This window comes from Polaromonas sp. P4_F4, from assembly GCF_056401355.1.
In genome coordinates this window covers 33,986-52,598 of the sequence record NZ_JBFUJO010000025.1, presented here as the reverse complement: position 1 = coordinate 52,598, position 18,613 = coordinate 33,986, and the positions used below count along the sequence as shown (strand labels likewise).

At 58.7% G+C, this 18,613-nt stretch carries 10 protein-coding genes; 4 read left to right on the top strand and 6 right to left on the bottom strand.

Translation table 11 applies throughout. The features are described from left to right. Nucleotides 1-309: 309 nt before the first annotated feature. On the bottom strand, nucleotides 310-1,026 hold the full coding sequence (gene gph, locus AC1DUR_RS21305; protein WP_477722121.1) for a phosphoglycolate phosphatase: 717 nt from the start codon (nucleotides 1,024-1,026) through the stop codon (nucleotides 310-312). Nucleotides 1,027-1,761: 735 nt separating this feature from the next. Between gph and AC1DUR_RS21300 the strand changes: the two genes are divergently transcribed. The 4 genes from AC1DUR_RS21300 (at nucleotide 1,762) to AC1DUR_RS21285 (ending at nucleotide 7,802) form a co-directional block, all read left to right on the top strand. Beyond that, a complete protein-coding gene (locus tag AC1DUR_RS21300) occupies nucleotides 1,762-2,682 on the top strand; it encodes a DUF4007 family protein (protein WP_477722120.1) in 921 nt (306 codons plus the stop codon). Further along, nucleotides 2,675-6,010: an ATP-binding protein gene (locus AC1DUR_RS21295; RefSeq protein WP_477722119.1), complete on the top strand. Its 3,336-nt coding sequence runs from the start codon at nucleotides 2,675-2,677 to the stop codon at nucleotides 6,008-6,010. Before AC1DUR_RS21300 ends, AC1DUR_RS21295 begins: the two co-directional genes overlap by 8 nt. Then, on the top strand, nucleotides 6,003-6,842 hold the full coding sequence (locus AC1DUR_RS21290; RefSeq protein ID WP_477722118.1) for a phosphoadenosine phosphosulfate reductase domain-containing protein: 840 nt from the start codon (nucleotides 6,003-6,005) through the stop codon (nucleotides 6,840-6,842). Before AC1DUR_RS21295 ends, AC1DUR_RS21290 begins: the two co-directional genes overlap by 8 nt. A 102-nt stretch (nucleotides 6,843-6,944) precedes the next feature. After that, nucleotides 6,945-7,802, top strand: coding sequence for a hypothetical protein (locus AC1DUR_RS21285; RefSeq protein WP_477722117.1), 858 nt, complete (start codon nucleotides 6,945-6,947; stop codon nucleotides 7,800-7,802). Nucleotides 7,803-7,815: 13 nt separating this feature from the next. On the opposite strand, the gene AC1DUR_RS21280 is transcribed toward AC1DUR_RS21285, so the two are convergent. Genes AC1DUR_RS21280 through AC1DUR_RS21260 form a run of 5 tightly spaced genes read right to left on the bottom strand, consistent with a single transcriptional unit; the run spans nucleotide 7,816 to nucleotide 18,588 of the window. Next, nucleotides 7,816-8,667, bottom strand: coding sequence for an SIR2 family NAD-dependent protein deacylase (locus AC1DUR_RS21280; RefSeq protein WP_477722116.1), 852 nt, complete (start codon nucleotides 8,665-8,667; stop codon nucleotides 7,816-7,818). Nucleotides 8,668-8,680: 13 nt separating this feature from the next. Further along, nucleotides 8,681-9,721, bottom strand: coding sequence for a DUF262 domain-containing protein (locus AC1DUR_RS21275; RefSeq protein ID WP_477722115.1), 1,041 nt, complete (start codon nucleotides 9,719-9,721; stop codon nucleotides 8,681-8,683). Nucleotides 9,722-9,752: 31 nt separating this feature from the next. Further along, complete coding sequence (locus AC1DUR_RS21270) at nucleotides 9,753-15,173, bottom strand: FtsK/SpoIIIE domain-containing protein (RefSeq protein WP_477722114.1); 5,421 nt, start codon at nucleotides 15,171-15,173, stop codon at nucleotides 9,753-9,755. Continuing rightward, nucleotides 15,170-16,699, bottom strand: coding sequence for a methylation-associated defense system protein MAD7 family protein (locus tag AC1DUR_RS21265; protein ID WP_477722113.1), 1,530 nt, complete (start codon nucleotides 16,697-16,699; stop codon nucleotides 15,170-15,172). Before AC1DUR_RS21265 ends, AC1DUR_RS21270 begins: the two co-directional genes overlap by 4 nt. Then, the gene (locus AC1DUR_RS21260; protein ID WP_477722112.1) at nucleotides 16,696-18,588 is read right to left on the bottom strand and encodes a hypothetical protein; all 1,893 of its coding nucleotides are present in this window, start codon (nucleotides 18,586-18,588) and stop codon (nucleotides 16,696-16,698) included. The genes AC1DUR_RS21265 and AC1DUR_RS21260 overlap by 4 nt, the downstream gene beginning before the upstream one ends. Nucleotides 18,589-18,613 lie beyond the last annotated feature (25 nt).

Here is an 18,613-nt window from a genome sequence, read left to right as displayed (position 1 = left end):
CCAATTGCGGGAAGGCATACCCCGATGGCGGTCGGAAGCAACAGGAAAAATGTTAAAAATATCTGATATTCGAAACACAAAGTATTGCGTTGATTACAGTTTTTTTACCTTTTCACCCACCCCGACCACTTTCCGGGGTCGATGGCGCGCACCGGGAGAGGCTTCAATCAAGCAAGGCTTCAACGAGGGGCAGAATGCCCAAGAATGTGCCACCCGTTCAGGCGCATAGCCCGCCCGAAGGACCGCCGGGGGCACGCGCTGTTGGCGCGCCCGTTCAGGCCGAGGCCGCACCCGTCATGGCGGCCATTGCTATTGCCATTGCAACTGCGCCAGCGAGTCGACAAACCCATCAGCATCCACGGCACGCACCGGCTCGCCGTGGTTGTAGCCGTAAGTGACCAGCACCACGGGACAACCGGCCGCGCGGGCAGCCCGGGCATCATTGCTGGAGTCGCCAATCATCAAGGTGCGGCCCGGTCGGGTTCCCAGGGCCTCGCAGGTTTTCAGCAGCGGCAGCGGGTCAGGCTTCTTGCGCTCGAACGAATCCCCGCCAAACACCTCGGCAAAAAAATCCTCCAACCCCTTGAGCTTGAGCAGCGGGCGCGCAAAGGCCGCCGGCTTGTTGGTCACGCAGGCCAGCTTGAGCCCGGCCCGCTGCAAGCCCCGCAGCCCTTCCGGAACACCCGGATAGACCACCGAATGCAGGCCACTGATGCGGTCATAGTGCCGTTGATAGCCCGCATAGGCCCGATCGTAATTGGCTGCTGAATTAATAGCTGGAGATGCCTGACTTTCCTGGACCCGAAGGTGATTCAATACCGAGCGGACCAAATGCTCCGAGCCCTTCCCGACCATGCGGCCCACCGTGGCGGCATCCAGCGGACGTGCCTTGAAGCCCTCCTCGGAAAAATCCGCCAGCATCAGGTTGAGCGCGGCCACAAAGTCTCCCACGGTGTCCACCATGGTGCCATCCAGATCGACAATGGCCGCGTCAAAGGCGCCCTGGTTCAACTTAATAGAGTTCACAACAAAGTAATAGAGTTCACAACAAACGCTTCATCTTAAGCGGAGCGCACTTAATAGAGTTCACAACAGCCGCGTATTCGACGCGAGAATGATGAATGGGCATGGTTTTGCGAATACCGGTGCAAACTGACCGCCGTTCCAGTATTCGTTGACCGGACTGCTGGTTGATGACCATTGACCCGGTCGCTTTGCAGTGCTTGCTGACGCTCACCACTGGCAGCTTTCTGGCTGGCCAGCAAGTCTCAGGAGGCGCTAGTTCGCCTGGCCTTCATCCCGTGTTTGCAATCAATACGCCTCCGGAAAGAACACTGCCGACATTGCTCTGGCCCTGGACGCGATGGAAGCCAACCGTACTGGACTTGACCCGCTTCGTAGACCCTTTTCGGGTTTCTCGATGCCGCAACCACGTGCATCTTGGCCTGCTGGGCCCACCGGCATTCGAGCAGCTTTGCACAGGAAGCTGAAATATGTCCACAAAACGGGCCAAATCCCCCTCCTTACTCCGCAGGGGTTTGCAGCTACTAATAACATAGCCAGCTGAATACTGTATATAATCACAGCAATCGAGTATCACAATGACTTGAACTAAGCGTTTTCCCTCTGAACATCGGCTGAGAGGCTTATTTTTGTGACGATTTCAGCATTACTATTTCCGCACAGTGCAGACGTGTGCACAGCCATTTTGTGACGTCACAGACCCGTCGCCTGGTGAAGGTCTCCAGTTAGAATCCCGCTATGGGGAAAAACAAAAAAACGGCCGGCCCAACAGCCCACTTTTCAGGGCATGAGACCTTCCCGCTGCGTCAGATGTGGCTCAAAAAAGCATTCGAGCAGTCTGTCGGCCACGTTGTCCCCAAGACTGTTTTTGCTGACGAAAATGCCATCTCCTCATTTGGTGTCGGCAAAAACATGGTGGCTGCGATCCGTCATTGGGCGTTGGCATGCGACGTAATGCGTGATGACGCTCCCAACGGCTACACAATCACTAAGACTGCCATCGCCATCTTTGACGATGCGGGTTTGGACCCATATTCAGAGAACCCCAACACCGCTTGGTATGCGCATTGGTGGCTCGCGGGCAAAGGCAACCGCGCAACCACGTGGCATTGGCTTTTTAACCACGTCACCTCTCCGATCTTCTCCCGCGAAGAGCTTGAGGCACCGCTAGCGGAATACGCCCGCCGGCTCGACGCCAATCGCAAGCTGTCGCCCGCCACGCTGTCGAGGGACATAGAGACCTGCATTCGCAGCTATGCCCCGCGCCTGTCGGGTGGCACTCCCGAGGACTACGCTGAGCCGATGCTCGCCGAGCTCGGCTTGATCTATGAGGAGCACCGTGGACACTTCGCGTTTCGTCGCGGCCCCAAGGCCACCCTCAGCGACGGCATGTTCACCTACGCTTTGCTCGATTATTGGAAAACCGCGGCCCCCGGCCTGAGTTCGCTTGCATTCGAGTCCATCGCTTATGGCGAAGGCTCCCCCGGACGAGTGTTCAAGCTTGACGAGGATTCCGTGGCCGAGAGACTCCTCAATTTGGACGCCCTCACCAAAGGGGCCTTGTCATGGACGGACACCGCGGGGCTCAGGCAGGTGCACCGCAAAGAAGAAAAGATGGCCGGCCTCAGTGAAGCCATGATCGAAAGAGCTTATGGCTGAGGCGCACGACAAACTCAGCGACATCGTTCGCATCGCTCGGCATTACCAACGCTCGATCCGCATCGACATCGACTACGGCCGCCCGGACGCGTTGGATGGCTACATCTGCCATGGCACGGCGTCGGGAGTGCTAGAGGGGATGTGCCGGCAAATCGCCGACACCAATCAACGGGCATTCACGTGGACGGGACCATTTGGCGGAGGAAAATCCTCCTTGGCCGTGGCCCTCGCGAGCGCTCTCGGCCCCAACAAAGCGCTGCGCGCGAAAGCTCGAGAAGTCCTGCGCCTGGACGCGCAGCCAACGTTTGACAAAGCGTTGCCTTGCCGCAAAGGCTGGCTCGCCATCCCCATCGTCGGCAAGCGCGCTAGCGTCGTCCAAGAGCTCTCGCGGGGCATGCGAAAAGCGTTGGGCCTAGGCAATGAAGGCAAAAAGGCCACTGCCACCGGGCTTATCGAGGACCTGTGCGAAGCCGCCGAATCCAAAGAGCATGAAGGCGTCCTCGTCATCATCGACGAGATGGGCAAGTTCCTCGAAGCCGCCGCGCTGGGCGTTGGTGACGATGTTTATTTCTTCCAGGAATTGGCCGAGGCAGCTTCCCGCTCAAAAGGCAGGATCGTCGTGGTCGGCATACTGCATCAATCGTTCAGCCAATACGCGACGCGCCTTGGCATCGACACGAGGGACGATTGGTCCAAGGTCCAAGGGCGGTTCTCCGATATTCCATTAGTCGCCGCAAGCGACGAAGTGGTGGAGCTCATCGGCCGGGCCATCGTCGCGGACAAGCGCCCGTTCTGGATGCTCAAGGCGTCCAACGCCATCGCCGATTCCATCCGAGCCCGCCGACCCGCTGTGGGCGCCGACTTTGGCGAGGCCCTGAATTTGTGCTGGCCGTTGCATCCCGCGATGGCCGCCCTTCTCGGTCCCATATCCAAGCGGCAATTTGGGCAGAACGAACGAAGCACCTTTGGTTTCCTGGCTTCGGTCGAGCCATTCGGTTTCCGCTCCTACCTGGAATCGACTTCGCTGGCGACCGCGACCTGGTATCGACCCGACAATTATTGGGACTACCTGCGGGCCAACCTCGAACCCGCGATTCTTTCTTCCCCCGACGGCCACCGATGGGCGCAGGCAGTAGAGGCGGTCGAGCGCACAGAGGCGAAGACGAGCGACTCCACCTCCTTGGCTTTGATCAAAAGCATCGCCGTGATCGACCTCTTCCGCAACGGCTCAGGCCTCGCGGCCGAAGCGAGCGTGTTGGTGTCGGTGCTCTACGACCACTCCAAGAAAAAGGTGGAAGACACCTTGGAGCAACTGGCCGCTTGGAAGATCGTCCTCTTCAAGAAGCACATCAACGCCTGGTCAGTTTTCGAAGGCAGCGATTTCGACATCGAATCGGCGATTTCGCAAGCTCGGGGAGCTCTCCCCGGCGTGGACTTCGCATTGCTGTCGAGTCTGACCAACCTTTATCCGGTCATCGCCAAACGCCACTATCACCACACCGGCACCATGCGTTGGATGGACATGGCACTGTGCCGTTTGGAGGACGTCGAGAGGATCGCCGCGAACTTCAAGCCGCAAAAAGGCGCGTTCGGGCAATTCCTCCTCGCGCTCCCTGGCCGCTCCGCCAATCACAAAACGGCCGTGCGCCAAGGACTGGAGCATTCGCGAGTGAAGCCCTGGCCCATCGCCGTAGGCGTGCCGCCGAACCATACGCGCATCGAAGATCTTGGCGCGGAGCTCCTCGCTTTGCAGCACGTGCAATCGCGCCATGAGCTTGGCGGCGACAAAGTCGCTCGGCGCGAAGTCCAAGCTAGGCTGTCGTCAGTGCGGGCGAACCTCGAAGAGCAGCTTCGCGCGGCGGTGTCGCAGGCCTCATGGATGGCCGAGGAAATGGAGCCGGTGGCCGGCATCAGGCTGTCCCAACTGGCATCCAATCTGGCTGACGTGGTCTATGAGTCGGCTCCTGAGATTTGGAGCGAGTTAGTCAATCGCGAGAGTCCTTCAAGCAATAGCGTCAAAGGACGGCGAGACCTCCTTCACCGCATGCTGACGCATGAGGAAGAAGCGGCGCTTGGCATTGAAGGCTTCCCCGCTGAACGCGGCCTGTATGAGACGCTATTGAGGGCCACTGGCCTCCACCGCCAAGACGAGAACGGCATCTGGCGTTTTCTGCCTCCTACCGAAGAGCGCTCGCCCACGTTTTTGAAGCTTTGGGACGAGACCAAGAAAATGTTCGCGAGCATCGACGCGCGAGTGAAGGCCATCGACATCACCGCAATGTGGGCCGCTCCCCCGTTTGGAGTGCGCAACGGCGTTGTCCCCGTTCTTTTGACTGCATTCTTGTTGGCGCACAAAGGCAATGTGGCGGTCTACAAGGACGGCATCTTCATTCCAAGAATGACCGACGCCGACATCGACGAATACCTGCAAGATGAGAAACGCTTCTCCATGCGCTGGATCGTCATCGACGCAGAAAAGACGAGCGTCCTTTCTGGCATCTCTGAAATCCTCGCGCAGGTTGGCGCCGCCTCCGGCGCCCGCGACCCCCTTGAAGCGGCGCGTGGCCTCGTGGCCCTAGTTGTGGGGCTCCCCGCATGGAGCCAAAGGACGCACCGGATCAGCCCCGAGGCCAAGCTCGTGAGAGACACGCTTTTGAAGGCGCATGACCCGCACAAGGTTCTCTTTATCGATTTGGCGGCCATTTTGGAGAGCCCTGGTGGCGCTTCCTACGTCAATGCCCTCCGAGGTCCCATCGTCGAGATTTCGGGCGCTTACGACGCACTTTTGAAGAACATAGAGGCATCCATGCTCGGGGCCCTCGACGCTCCGGCGGACCGGCTCGACCGGCTGCAAGCCAGGGCCTTCGCGGTCGAAAGCGTGACGGGCGATCTGCGCCAAGACGCTTTCGCGGCCAGGCTCTCGAAGCACGATGGAACCAAGGAAAGCATGGAGGGCATCCTGAGCCTGGCGGCAAACAAGCCCCCTCGCGATTGGAACGACCGCGATATCGACGCGGCCCAACTCGAAATCGCCCAGGCCGCCCTGCGGTTCAGGCAAGCCGAAGCCTTCGTCGCGGTCAAAGGCCGCAAGCCCACCAGCGAGGCCTTCGCGGTGGTCATGGGAGCGGGCGCCGAGACCATCACCGTGTCGAGGGCGTTCTCGCTCTCGGACCGTCATCGCGAAACCGTGGAAACCATGGCGGACAAGCTCGCGCTGGATTTGAAATCTGGCGGCATGGACACCAACGTGCTGCTGGCTGTATTGGCCCGAGCCGGCATGAGGCTCACTGTCGATGACGACTCAAAGAAGGAGAAATCGCATGGCTGACAAACATGTCCTGGGTATTTCCGGCGGCAAGGACAGCGCGGCGCTCGCGGTCTTCGTGCGGCAAAACCACCCTGAGCTCGATGTCGAATATTTCTTCACCGACACCGGCAAGGAACTGCCGGAGGTCTACGAGTTTCTTGGCCGCCTCGAAGGATTCTTGGGCAAGCCCATCCTGCGTTTAAACCCGCGCCGCGACTTCGATTTCTGGCTGCGCGAGTATCACAACTTTTTGCCCTCGGCTCAGACGCGTTGGTGCACTCGCCAATTGAAGCTGGCCCCATTTGAGCAGTGGATTCGACCGATGCTCAATGCCGGCGACAAAGTCACGACCTATGTGGCGATCCGCTCCGACGAGGAATACCGCGAGGGCTACACCTCCAAGCACGACAACTTGAAAGTCAGCTTGCCCTTCCGCGATGCTGGCATCGACAAGCGCGGCGTCATGGACATCCTCGACTCGTCAGGAGTGGGCCTGCCCAAATATTACGACTGGCGCTCGCGCAGCGGCTGCACCTTCTGTTTTTTCCAGCAGAAAATCGAATGGGTCCGCCTCAAAGAGCGTCACCCCGAAGCATTCGAAGAAGCGAAGCTCTATGAGAAGAACGCCCTTGAGCACGGCTCACCCTTCACCTGGACTCAGCGCGAATCACTGACCGAACTGGAAAAGCCCGCTCGCGTCATTCAGATCGTCACCGACTTTGAACGTCGCAAACAACGCGACATGGCGAGCCGTCCCGTGAATCCTCTGCGGCCGGTCGATGCAATCGAGGATATCGACGAGATATTCGGCGAGGACGAAGGTGGCGGCGCGTGTGTTGTGTGCCATAAATAACTTTTCAACTGCTTTGGCCAGCTCGACTCGATAAGAACCCAGATGAAGCCAGTGGCAATTTGCCCCATTTGCTCCAAAGTTCGCGGACTTTCAGAGCACCTTATGGAGCTCAGCGAAGCCGCTTCGCTTTTAGGCAATAGGGCGCAATATACCAATGAGCACGGGACCGTAATCGTGCGCACTGAAACTATTGGCGATTGGCTTCGATTAGCTTCTCAGCTGGAAGAAGTCAAAGTTAACGCCTGGAAGTTTTCTGATGCAGACGCCGGCTTTTGTGGAACGGCTGCCGACGCCATCGACTCCCATTCAGAGCACTACACATCCCAAGCTACAAATCTCACGAGATTTTTGTTTGTTTGCAATGGGCTTGAAGAAGCCTATCGATTGATCGATTGCGAATATCCCTCTTTCATAGCCCGCAAGCCGCTTGGGAAGTCATCGCAAAAGCGGAGCAGTAGTCTTCGAGCGGCTCAGTTGATCGACGATCTTCTGGATCGCAAAACCCATCTTCAGCCAAAGAATTTCGATCATCTAACATCGAATTTCATCGACCTATTCCTCAGGTATGTAGCAAATCACCCTGCTGAGTTAAGCGGAATGGATCCTGGCGTTGAAAGCAAAAAAAGCCACGCGCTCCATTTGGTTAGAAATCTGCGAAACCATACGGCGCATGGCCTGTTCCCGTTTGGCCCTCCGGAGGATTTCGGAGGATTCACAGATGGTGAGGAGCTCCAACAACTTCTCAGGCATGCATGCAGAATCTCCGGTCTATACATCCAGATAATTCTGCGCGGTTTCAGTCCAGGGTTTGAATCCCACGATTACCGGGCGCTAGAGGGCGCCAATGGAATCGAGTTTGAGAGATATCTGGAGGGGTGCACCATCGAATACATCAAAGACCTTCATATCCAGGGCGAATTCGCATTTCATAAAGGTATCTATCAATTTGATACGGACTGAGTCATGGCTCGCCTTAACACTTAGCAAGCACTTGAAGAAATTCCGTTAGCTCCAAATAGTTGTCAGCTTTCGAAATCTTGATGATTTGAACTTTGAAATCCACCAGCCACCGCTCTTTCTCTGCGTCGCTTATGTCTTCATCAGCTAAAAGGGCGTAATGAACAGGGCCGGAAGTGCTTGAAAAAGCATCTGAGATATATCCGAGCAACAGATTAATCTCAGGGTCAGCCATTGACGCGCCAACAAAAACTATTGAATACATGGTGAACATCACCGACAGCAAACTGCGGTATCCCGGGTTGCCATAAAGCAAGGTTCGGTAGTCCACTTCAGTAAGGACAATGCCATTGCCAACTCTATTGGCATCCCCATGCGCTTTTAACAGGAAAAATTCTCGTCTAGATAACCTGCGGTGCACATCGCCAGCATCAACGAAAGAGCTCGGCGTGACAGGCTTGCCGGCGGCCATGAATGCCTCTTCGATCAACGAGTCGTAGTTGATAGTCAAAACAAACGGCAAATTTTCCAACTTTGCTAATGCATGATGAAGATCCGTCGGTTTGGCACCGGACTTGGTAAAAATTCGTTCTACGGTAGTGTCGAAGAGGGCTCCTAGTTGAGCCTTGATAGCGGCCGCGACCATCAGGAACTTTTCTGGCCGCACCAAAAGACTCTTATACATATCGGCGCGATCTTTTTCGATAAGGTTGTCGCCTTCCGCAGCCTCAACCAGTTGACCCAAGAATTCGCCCCACAAAGGCAACCCGGCTCCTTTTGAGGCGCCGGCACCAACTAAAATTGCGCAGCGTTTGTCCCGGTATGCCTCACGCAGAGAGCTAGGAATTCGTTTTTCTTCAAAAGCCATTCTGAGTCAATCCTTATCTGAAAAACGCTTTGATCGCATTGTTGCGAATTACCAAATTGCCATGCGTGCCGCCCTGCGACTGGAAGGCAACGATATACCGGTAGAGATGCTTGCTCAGTGCAGGAGTGAGCCCATCATGTCCGCCTGCGCGAAGCAATTTAGCAGGATTAGAAAGATGCAACCGGCGAAGCGATTCGAAGTGCTGGAAGCGGCGAACAATTCTTGAGACAGTCGGGACTCGGCCATCTTGCTGGTATTGCATGATCAACCAGCAGAGATCTACGAATATCCATTTCTGAATTATCGAAAGTTTGAGTTCCGCATTCACTTCAGCGAGCACAGTGAGGGCGTCATCAACTGCTTCGGACAATTGCAGAACTTCTTCCCCTCGGTCTGCGCCATATTCAGTGACCATGGCACGGAGGTCCGGTGCTTTGATGTCGCGCTGGCCCTGGTAGGCCGCCATCGCATAGACATGTGCGGCATAGTCAAGATGCTTGAAGCGATCAGATGAAATTTTACAGTTCTGAAAAAATGCATGAAGCCTTGCCGTTGAATCTATTGAATATCGAAGCGGGCCATCCATGGCATTTCTGAGCTCTGCTGGATTGAGCGAAACGCCCATTTGAAGCCGAGCAAAAAGATTTCGTATCTCCTCGGTTTTGGACGCAGTAATCTCGCCAATCGAGACGACAAATGCCTCAAATCTATTGCGGAGCTTAACGCTTAGTTGTCCGAACTTTTTCCCATTGATTTCCTCCCCGTCGATTGAAGGTAGAACATCAGAGTGAACTAGGGCGATACCGCCTGCGTGGAATGTCCAGATCGCGCGCAATCGCTGCTGCCCATCAACTGCGTCGTGAGTAAACATTCCATGCGAAAGCTTCCGCAAGTAAACCTTTGGGATATCCATTCCGCGCAGTATGGAGTCCAGTAACAAAACCTGGCGTGGCGGCTTCCATGCAGGTCCGCGTTGCCACACTGGGTTGAGCTCAATCTTGTCTTTTTGAGCTACAAGCTCCTCTATCGTCCAACTCTTTTGCTCCACCTTCACGATCCGTCTCCTGATGAAATATTTCGAATTTTTAGTTGATTACTGCGGCAGCCTTTATTGCCGAGACAGCAGCGTCAATGTCTTGATCGGAGAGGAATGGCGCTTGCGCAAACACCAAGCCCTGTTCGCCATTAAGCTTCGCAGCCATATGCCCCTTGCCCAAAAGCATCTCGGCTCCCGGGCGGTCCAGCGCGATTTTGGATGTCGCTTCGCTAGCCACTTTCAAGATTAAGCGGTTGCCTAAATTTTCTCGTAACTGCATCGGCATCACATCTTTGTCAGGACGTTGAGCCGCAAAGATAAGGTGAATTCCAGCCGCTCGCGCCTTCACTCCCAGCCGCTGCACGGCGGCGCTCACAGCCTGCTTGTAACCATCGTCCAGCATCCAATCAGCAAACTCGTCATGAACGAGAAACAGCATCGGCAGGCGACTCTCTGATTCCGCCTTCGCGTTAAAAGTCGTCAAGTCGCGAGCCCTGGCTCCGGCAAATAGCCGATACCGGTTTTCCATTTCTTCGACCAGCGCTTCGAGAACCGCGGTCGCCCGCTCGCGCGTCGTGACGATGGGCTCCCTCATGTGAGGCAAGTCCTCCAAAGCGGAGTAGTCCACGCCCATCTTCGGATCGATGAGGATGATTTGCGCGAGGTCCCTGGGATTCGTCGCAGCGATGTCAAGCAAGATTGCCTGGATGAGGACCGACTTGCCGCTGCCGGTGGCCCCAGCGACAAGCGAATGGGGCTCATGCGAAGACAATCCGCCGAACTCCCCGCCGAGATTCAAATACAGCAACGATCCATTAATCTCTTGGAGGCCCAGCACAAACGAGGTGTTGATGCCGGCTGCGTTGCGATTGATCTCGCGCTTCGCCCACAAATCCCAAAGGGAGACCGACTGGCGTTTCTCGCCGGCCATCGTCACCACGATCTCGCCAGGCTTCGGCTGGACTGTCACCAGGTTGATGGCGTGCGTGGTGAGCAGTTGCATCCTCTTAGCTTCGATGTCCTCCACGCGAAGCTTGTCGGACCCAGCGAGGCGGACTAAGCATCCATTGGGCGTAAGCCGAGTTCCTAGCACCGCCGCTTGGAGCCCATAGCCATTGAGCGCAGTTTTCAGCTTGCGGGTCATCTCATCGGCCCACGCTCCCCGCTCGTCGACCTTTCCGGCCAAAGCGGCCGACTTGAATGCGATCAGGTCCGCGAGGGCGTTGGAGCCATCGCCAGGGGGTTGAGGAAGAGCAGGACTGTCAGCGACCGCAACGGCTGCCGGGACATGGACCGGGGCCGGCTCTGCAGGCGTGGCTTCAGGTTCTTCGACCTCCTCGGGCGATGGATCATCTCGGGGAAGGTCCACGTCCGCCACTCCCGGCATCGGCTCCGCGCCCACGGCGAGCAAATCCATCATCGCGGTCCATGTGACGCGCGCGGCGGGCTCCTTGGCGTCCATGGCAAGCCAGGGTTCCATGGGTCCGAGTTTCGCCCGAACCGAGGCCGGATCAGCTTTGAACGCGTAGCTCTCCACCAGGCCGCGAAGCTCCGGGCGGTCGAACACTTCTTGCCAGGCCTCCACGCCTTGGTCGCTCTCGATGAGGGATTGCTCAGCCGCGGAGCCGCTTGCCCCGGCGTCGGCTGAATGGATAAAGACGTGCGAATAGCCCCGCAGCGAAATCTTGGCCTTTCCCTCGCGCAGCTCCGAGCGCGCGCGCTCCAACAACCCAGAGCAGCCAGGCGGCACGTCCGCGTCGATGAGCAAGTCAGCGAGTCGCGAAAGCCACACGTCCCGGTCCAGGCGCCCAGGATCGCCGAAAATGGCGGCCCGAAACGTGGACAGCGTCGCCAATAGCTGCGCGCGCGAAGATTTTTTCGCCTCGGCGGCCCCTGCAGATGCCACATATTTCGACTCCACCACTGCGATGTGCAGGTGGGGCACCCCATCGCGCTCTTCGACGCAAAGAGCCAGAATGTCGGCGATTCGATTTTCTTTTTGAGCCAGCCATCCCGCGTAGTCGTCGAGCAAAAAGAACACCGTGAAGGCTTGCGGAGCCGCGCTCGACAGCGCCTTGAACTCGCTGTGGATCAAGTAGCGGCTCATGACCAGACCCAGCATCTCGCCGGCCGACACGCCGCGCTTGGCCGCCCTCAGGACAATGTCTCCGGACACCGACAAGGCATCCTTCTTGATGCGGGTGGCCAAGTCGTCGAACTGCTCGGGCGGCATCGCTAGGCCGAGTTCGGTCAGGCGCCTCCGGGTCAGCACGCTCAGCAGGCGCAGCTCCGAAGTGGAGCTCACGATCATGTTGCGACCATTGGTCGATGCGCGGCGATACCTGACGATGGTCACGCCATTCGCCTGCAGCTGCCGCTTGTCGAGCAGCTCATCGTAGGTCGCGACCCATTCGGCGAGCGCGTGCGCGTCGCTCAATGTCTCGCTGAGTGCCTGGCTCTGCACAGATATGCGTCTGGCTGGCATGAACCGCTGCCCATCGATCAGGTCGGTTTGACGGGCGACTGAACCCACAGCTCCCACATAGGCCCACCCCGTGGCGGTCTGCCTCGGGCAGGTTAGGAACGTGGTCGATTTGAGTTCGTTCTCGCCTGAAACGCTTCGGTAGGACCAGCGGGACGGCGCATGCTCAAGGCTCGGCCGCTCGTTCGCCCAATCCACTGGGATCCATTCGGCAGCGGCAGTGCGCGAGACCACGTCGTGAAGGAACGCGATGTCGAAGGGCTTGAAGGTGGCGTTGGCCGTCGATGGAGTGGAGGACGAGGGCACCACTGCGATGCGCAGCTTCGAGATGAAGTTCTCCGAAGTCTCGCTCACCACCGGCAAGTCGGGATCGTCCCCGGCTTTGGTGACTAGCTCGGCATACACGCGTCGAAGCTTGGATGGGTCCCGGTGTCGGACTGCGACCGCGCACTGGAACTCCGACTCCGATTGGATCGGCGAGAGCTCGCGCACCACCGCCAGGGGAAGCTCGGCCGCGTCGGCGTTGTAGAGCAGCACGCTCAGATTGGCCGCCTCATGCGGCTGGAGGCCGACGTAGCGTCCCAAGAGCTCTTGGACCTGCTTGGCCGCCTCGGCGGGATCGACGTCCGTGAGCATATCCTCGTCGCCGCGCACGGGGCGCTCGAGCAAGCTGTATCCATTGACTGTGCTGCTTTCGGAGAGAAGCACGGGAGCGCCGCTGCGCTGCACGACTGCGATCTCCGGATAGAACGGATGGGCCAACTCCTCCGCGAACTCGCGGAAGAAAATTCCCCGGTCGCCAAAAAGAACGTTTTGGCCCGCCAGCATATGGGTGACGAGGCCCGCCACGCGGCGGGTCTTCACTGCCAGAGCTTTCATGCGCTCCGGGTGCCACGGGGGGATGATCACACACGGCTGCTCGCCAGCGACGCGCACCGTCCCAATCGTCAATATTTCGGCCACCAAGCGCGAACGGCACACGTCACCCCGCGCATGCACCGACAAAGCCCGGAGCAACGCCGCGAACGAGTCGGCCTGTTTGAGCACAGCCTCCCCATGCAGCCCCACAGAGATGAAATCATCCATGGCTTTGATGTAATCCGACTCGAACTCATCCCATGCCGAGCGCAACGTGTCGCGCTGATCCGGCGTGAGGCGTCCCTCGTCCGCCAGATCTTTGATCCGGGATTTGATGTCGGCCCGCAAACTTTTCATCTTTGCGGGAGGCGGCACCAGCGAGCCGGCGTCGCGGGAGAACGTCGCCTCCAAAGTGTTGGTGTCGAGCAGCGACACGCTCTGGACCCCGCCCTTCTTGCTCACGAGCCGGCGCGGAACTTCGGTGCAGCCCACGGCGCCCTTCTCGCGCAGCCTACCCATGTCATCGACCAGCGAAAGCCCAATCGATTCAGGCTTGAACATCCAAAGCAGTTGCGTCTTCTCGATCACTTCCTCTTTGTCGCCCATGCGCTCCAAGAGGGTGACTTCAAATTTGATCTGCGTTGAAGCCTTCGCGATCGACACGACGGGTTTTGTGTTTCCCTTGAAGATCGACTGCTCTTTGGCGAAATAGGCCGGATATTTGAAGAGCGGATCGGGCAGATCGGCGGTCCCCATTTTCAGGACCTTCCAATCGACCTTCGACCCCATCAACTCCTTCAACCCCCGATGCATCGCCGAAAAATACGATCCCACGTCGTGATTGAATCTCTCGCGCCACTCCTTGCGGCCCTTGTTGACGGTGATCCGCAAGAATCGCTCGCCCTTGGGCGCGGCGGAGCCCACGATCAAATGGTGAGCCACGCTGGTGAAGCCTTCGAAAAAATCCACACACTCGATGGGCTTACCGTAAATGACCTTCTCCCATCGGGACAGGAGCCTGGGGTCTTGTTCGAGGTAGCGGCGATGGAGATTGAAGAAGACCTCGTCCTCCTCGTTCCAATCCGACCGCTTTTCACGCGCCTTTAAATCTTCAAGATGTTTGAGCCACTGCGCATCCAGAGCGTCGTTCTCGGCGCAGACATGCTGGAAGAAATGGATCGTGGAGTCCGCCAAGCCCTTGAGCTTTTCGCGCGGCTTCTCAAAGATCAGGTGGACGCCGTCGGACTCCCATTCCAACTCCGCCACGGCCCATGCCGTGTCTTTGTCGCCGGCCGGAGCATTGATGAACGACTCGAGAACGACGCGAGCCGCGTCGGGGATCGCGGCGATGTTCTCTTCGAACCGTTGGCGCATGTCCTCGGGGTCGATGGGTTGGCTGTTCGGGCGTTGCCGCGCCAGGAGCGGCGAGCGGTTTTGATACAGCTTCTCGAACGCCTTGCGCCATGGGGCAACTTGCTGGCCGTATGTCTTGTCGTTGCCGAAAAACGCCGTGTCCCTGGGCAGATCCACGCAGGGCAGCGACCAGCCGATGGCCAACCGGATAGGGAGCCCCTTGGAGGGATGTGAGGCCTCCGCGATCTTGGAGCAAAACTCGCCGAGCTGAATGAGCGACATGTCAGTCACCGACACCAGTCCTTTGAGCGCCGACTGGAACACCTTACGATCTTCAAACGTGGGGGCCAACGACGCCACGTGGCAAGTCGCCTCGACCCAAGCCTCTTCGTAGGCCCGCAACTCTTTGGCGCCCAGCGCGGTCACGTGCCCGAGCGTGTCGGCCAGGCCTTGTTCGTTGCCATTGGCCGTGAGCAAAGCTTCCCTCGTCGTGCCGGCGTTTCGAACGGCGCCCGCGTTCATCAGCGTGAGGGCGGCCTCAGGCAAATTCTCGCCATCGACGAGCATGCGAGGGATTTTTATGTCGATGCGGTCCGCGAGCTTGACGTTTCCAAGAACCTCGCGCACGACAGCCGCGATCTGGCTGGGGGCCAATTTGTCGAGACGAAATATCGCGGCCGACTCTGGCTGGTCGTGCTGTCCTTGGGTCGCATGGTCGAGCCGGTCGTCGAGAATGGTGGCCGCGACGCGTCCGATGATTCTGTCGGCGAGCATCATTGAGCGACCTCGAAGGTGAATGGGTTCTCAACGAATGAGCAGGAATCCGACAGGCGCCTCACGAGTCCAAGACCGACAAGCCGCGTTTCCAAGTTCGCGCGGTTGTCGCTCAAAGCCTCTTGGTCCACCAACTTCTCCTTGACCAAGCGCGCGCCTTCCGCGTCGCCGATGACCATGCCATAGCGATTTCGAATTTCGCTGAGGAATTCATCGAACTGCATGCGGTCGTCCACCATCGAAATGACCAAGGTTTTGAGAAGCTTATCGTTAGGGGCGTAGCGGGTGCGCCGCGAGAGGCGCCTGGAACTCAGCCCCACCGCTCTCGACCACGCTGCATGGATTTTCCCGAAATGCTGTTCATGGCGCGACTCGGCCATCTCCACAAGGCTCTTGATCAGCATCTCGCCGGTTGTGTCATCCGTGACGGAACCGTCCGATCCATTTTCCGGAGGCCATTGGAACCACGACCTCATGAGCGCGGCGCTCTGCGCATTGGGCTCTTCCGACGCACCGGCCCTGGTCCAGTCGTCGGTGAGCCGGACGCCCTCGATGGACGCCCTGATGGCACGCAACGACAAGCCCTGGTTGAATTGATACGACTCCCCGGAGAGCGCCCTCACCTTCGTGCGCTCTCGCGACACTATTTCGCAAATCAGCTCGACCGGCTCCACGTCTCCTGACTGCGCTTTGCCGCACTCCAGGAAATAGAGCAGAAGATTGAGACCCGCGCTCGCCATCAGGTGCTCCAAAGCGTCATAGACCGGCATGTCGCGCGACAGGATCGCCAGCCAGTCGTCGCACAGCCTGTCGAACCTCGGGTGCGAGGCGTGGGGCAGATAGCCCACGGCTCTGTCCGAGCCGGCCGTCTGGGTCTCGCCCTGGAGCGCCCGGACGAGCCTGTTCATCGGGGCCTTGCTGTCGAAGAGGCGCTCCACCAACTGATCTCCAAGCTTGGCGCCATTCCTGGCCCGGCTCAGCATGAGATAGAGCAATTCGCCCGTGCGGGCGAAAAACCGCCGGTCGTTGGAGGCGCCGCCGTCGGCGTCGATCCGCAAGTCCTCGTAGAGGGCGTCTGGCCCGAAGGGAAAGACGAACTTGGAGCTCCAGCGTTTGTTGCTTCGCGCTTCGAACGAGGACGACCTCAACAACTCGACTGCCTTTGCGAAATCGTCGAACGTGTTGAACACCGTCCGCAGGTAGCCCATGTCACCGTTTTCAAGCTTCGCGCAATCCTCGGTAAAGCGATCCATCCACTGCTTCCACTTGTCCTCGTCGGACACCTCTTTCGAGCGGATCATCTCGATGTAGGGGTTGTTGAACAGCAGCGAGCGCAGGCGAATTTGGCGCTGTGGCCGATACATCACGTCGCCCGTCGCAGGCGGGCGCAGCGGGCTCGCGCGGTTAGAGGCGAGCACCCCCATAAACTCTAGAACCGCCAAGTGCGGGAGCTGTTCGTCGTAAAGACGATGGCCCCAGATGTGCTCATCGACCGCGAACTTCTCGACCTCTTTGATCGGCGGCCTCATGACGCAGCCCTCACCGACACTCGGCGAGACAAGCCCAAGCCGCTCTGCTCCACGTCGATAAAATTGAGGGCGAGCGAGCCTTCGTCGGAGCCTGGCTCGTCATCCTCGGCGAGCAGGCGCTTGCGAAGCAACTCCTCTTTGCGAAGGAGCTTGGCTTTGAACGCAAGCATATCCTCCAAGCACTCGTTGGAGAAGCTTCCCGGAAGCGCGCCTTCAGCCACCCGACATAGAAATTCGAAGCGCACGGGCGTGAGGGCGAAGGACGCGGGGTTGGCTTCTCCTTGGGCCAAGGCGACATCGACGGTCGGCCTGGCCGTCAGCGGGTCAAGCCGAACCCGCATGCCTTTGCCACCTTGCCGCTTGGCCGGAGCCTCGGTGTCGCAGAGCACGCTCACCCTTGACTGGGAGAAGCCTCCCGAGCTGGCCACGAACAATTTGTCGTCGTTTTCGATGAGCAAGCCAGTCATCACGCGATTGAGACCTTTGACCAACCGCGCCCGCGCGCCTTCGGTCACTGCTCCGCCAGCGGCCAGCGCGTCCACCATCGAGAGATAGTCTCCGGCGAACCTGAACGCCGTCATGGGCCAGTGGCCGTAGCCAAGCTCGCCGTCGGGCACCGTGAAAAAGAAGCGACGCCGCTGCGTTTGAAGGCGCGCCAAAAACTCCGCAGAACCGGAGTCCAGCCGAGCCGACTCCTCGCCCTCCAAATAGCTGTCGAGCGACGCCAGGTAGCCGGGCGTCGCGCCATAGACCGGGTCGGACCTCATGAGCCTGTCGAAAGTCGCCGTCAACTGCGGGTCATCCGCACCGTAGACCATCAGGCCGTCAGTCGCATTGGTGGTCTCGGAGCCAATCCCGAACGCGGCGAGAGCCCGAAACACCGGCCTGCTCATGGCCCTACGCAGAGGCAAGTTGGCGCCAAACGCATTGTCGTAGAGGCTCGCATGCTCGACCTGATTCGCTTCTTGGATTTTGGGCACGTCGGAGCAGGTCATAAGCCCCTCCTTGGCGTCGGGGTGGCCCAGCACCAGGTTCGACGCCAAAGCAAGCATGTCGCGCACCGGCAAATGCCACCCATTGAGGCGGGCGACCTCTACCACGTCGCCCAACCGCTTCGCGAAGCGGCCCTTATCCGCTTCTCCCAACAGTCGATTGCGGTTTTCATAGATCGGGCAGACAGCGCCGCCCTCCTGCTGCGAGCATCCGCCGCAATTGCCCCAGTCGGGATGGTTCGCGACGGCCGACAGCACTTCGCCCAAGGTTTCCCGATGCGTCGCGCGGCTCAGATCGAAAATGGCGAGGCGGGCAGGAGCCTCGCCTGCTTGCAAAAACGCGTCTTGGATGGGCTTGCGAAGCGGGTGGGTTCGGCCCTGCCTGATGCCTAGGTCGCGCAATCGCTCCAAAATTTGCCCATGATTGGCTGCCACAACCAGGAATTTCGCATCCTCCGCGCCCAAGACGGAAGCCTCCAACAGTGCCAAAGCGGCATCGCTTTGCTCCGGGGTGAGTTCGCTCAAATCCTTAATGAAGATGGCTGTGCGTCCATCGCCAAGCGTCACCTCTTTGACGGCGGCTGGATCGGCCCAAGCCTGTGGCGAGCCCCCGAGCTCGGTCCACAGGCTACGGCAATGGTAGGTCTTGCCGTCTCCCGCGGTTCCAGCGATGAGTATGGAGCAACGAGCGTCAGACGCGAGGCGCGCTTTGATCTTTTCGAGTTCTGGGCTCAAAATAGTGATGGGCTTGACCTTGGCTTTGCCAAGCGCGCCAGTGACATATTCATCGAACAACGTCGTGTTGTTCGGTGTGGGACCATAGGAACGCAGGAATTTGATCCATGCGTTGGGCGGCGCATGGCTCGATGCTTGGGCTTCGCCCGATGTTTTGCTCATGCGGCAATGCTCCTCTTGCCTAAGC